At 70.3% G+C, this 2,625-nt stretch carries 1 protein-coding gene; it reads right to left on the reverse strand.

Annotation, left to right across the window (positions count from 1 at the left end; translation table 11 throughout):
- The coding region (locus KUM32_RS35775; protein WP_217146083.1) for a beta-ketoacyl synthase N-terminal-like domain-containing protein at nucleotides 1–2,625 on the reverse strand (2,625 nt) is incomplete at both ends.

The raw sequence follows: 2,625 nt of genomic DNA on the forward strand, positions 1-2,625 counted from the left end.
AGCGCAAAGATCGCAGGCTGCGCCCAACCCGTCTCCTCCAACTCCCCCGCACCCAGACCACCCAGCGACAGACCCAGCGCCCCACACACCTCGTCATAAGCCGCCGCGAACACCGGAAACACCTCATACAACTCCCGGCCCATACCCACCCGCTGCGACCCCTGCCCGGTGAACACCACCGCCAAAGTCCCGGAACGAGCTCCCACGGATGCCGGCGGCAGACCAGCGAGCGCCTCGAGCAACTGGTCGCGATCCGCGGCCAGCAACACCGTGCGCCGGGTCCACGGCGCACGGTGTGCGAGCGTCCAGGCGACGTCTGCCACCGAGGCATCCGAGTGGGTCAGCAGGTACTCGCGAAGCCGCTCGGCCTGTCCGGTAAGGGCCCGCTCCGTCGCAGCGGTGAGGACCACCGGGACAGCGGGGAGCTCCGGGAACGACATCTCCGCCGGAGCGGTGGCCGGTACGGATTCGACGATGACGTGAGCGTTCGTCCCGCTGATGCCGAAGGACGACACCGCCGCACGCCGCGGCCGGCCCTCGACATCCCAGGGCCGTTCCTCGGTCAGCAGCTCCACCGCACCCGAGGCCCAGTCCACCTGGGAAGAGGGCTCGTCGACGTGCAGGGTACGGGGCAGTACCCCGTGCCGCATCGCCTGCACCATCTTGATGATCCCAGCCACGCCCGCAGCCGCCTGCGTGTGTCCCAGGTTGGACTTCACCGAGCCCAGCCACAACGGCTCACCGGCCGCACGGTCCTGCCCGTAGGTCGCCAGCAGCGCCTGCGCCTCGATCGGGTCGCCCAGCGGCGTCCCCGTACCGTGCGCCTCCACCACATCCACGTCGGCGGCGGAGACCCGCGCGTTCGCCAGGGCCTGACGGATCACCCGCTGCTGCGAGGGACCGTTCGGAGCCGTCAACCCGTTCGACGCGCCGTCCTGGTTGACCGCGCTGCCCCGGACCACGGCGAGCACCGGGTGCCCGAGGCGCTCGGCGTCGGCCAGTCGCTCCACCAGGAGGATACCGACGCCCTCACCCCACCCCGTACCGTCCGCACCCTCCGCGAACGACTTGCACCGCCCGTCAGCCGCCAGACCCCGCTGCCGCGAGAAGCCGACGAAGGTGTTCGGCGTGGACATCACGGTGACGCCGCCGGCCAGTGCCGCGTCGCACTCGCCACTGCGCAGCGCCTGCACCGCCAGGTGCAACGCCACCAACGACGACGAACACGCCGTGTCCACCGTCACCGCCGGCCCCTCAAGACCGAACGTGTACGACACCCGCCCCGACGCCACACTGCCGCCGGTCCCGAAGAAGCCTTCGACCTGTGCCTCGGCCTGTTCCAGGACGGTCGCGTAGTCCCCGTACATGACCCCGGTGAACACGCCCGTCCGTGAACCACGCAGTCCCGACGGGTCGATCCCGGCCCGCTCGAACGCCTCCCACGACGTCTCCAGCAGCAGGCGGTGCTGCGGGTCCATGGCGAGGGCCTCACGCGGCGAGATGCCGAACACCGCTGGATCGAAGTCCCCGGCACCGTAGAGGAATCCGCCTTCCCGGGCGTACGAGGTGCCGGGGTGGTCGGGGTCGGGGTGGTACAGGTTCTCCAGGTCCCAGCCCCGGTCGTCGGGGAAGGCACCGATCGCGTCACGGCCGTTGGCGACCAGGTCCCACAGCTCGTCCGGGCTGTTCACCCCGCCGGGGTAGCGGCAGGCCATACCGACGATCGCGATCGGCTCGTCGGTTCGGGCGGCGAGCGTCGGTGTGGCCCCCTCGGGCGCCGCGCCGGCCAGTTCGGCGGCGAGGTGTCCAGCGAGTACGGTGGCGTTCGGATAGTCGAAGACCAGTGTGGACGGCAGCCGTAGTCCGGTGACTGTGGCCAGGCGGTTGCGCAGCTCGACCGCGGTGAGCGAGTCGAAGCCCAGTTCGTTGAAGGCGCGCTCGGGGTCGACGTCCTCGGCCCTGCCGTAACCGAGTACGTCCGCCACCTGGGCCCGGACCAGACCGAGCACCGCATCGACGCGCTGTCCGGCGCGCAGGGCGGCCAGTTGCCGCCCGAAGGTGGTACCGCCGGTCGAGCGGTTCGGGGTGCCGACAAATCCCTGCAGCAGCGCTGGTACGCCGGTGGCTTCTCGGAGTGCGGCGGTGTCGATCGCCAGCGGGACGACCAGGGGTGTGCCGGCACCGAGTGCGGCGTCGAAGGCGGCCAGGCCCTGTTCCACGGTCAACGGCAGGATGCCACCGCGCCGCATACGATCCCGGTCCACCGCCGACAAGCTCTCGCCCATACCGGCGTCCCACAGACCCCACGCGAGTGACGTCGCCGGGACACCCCCGGAACGCAGACTGCTCGCATAGGCATCCAAAAACGCGTTCGCCGCCGCGTAGTTCGCCTGACCCGCATTGCCGAACAGACCCGCAGCCGACGAATACAACACGAACGCCGCGAGATCCTGACCCTCGGTCGCCGCGAGAAGGTTACGGGCCGCGTCCACCTTCGCACCGAAGACCGCATCCAACCGCTCCGCAGACAGATCAGTCAGCAGACCGTCATCCAGCACACCCGCCGCATGCACCACCCCCGTGACCCTCTCACCCCGCAGAGCCACCGCCACAGCATCCGCATCA

This window comes from Streptomyces sp. AC627_RSS907 (genome assembly GCF_019049165.1).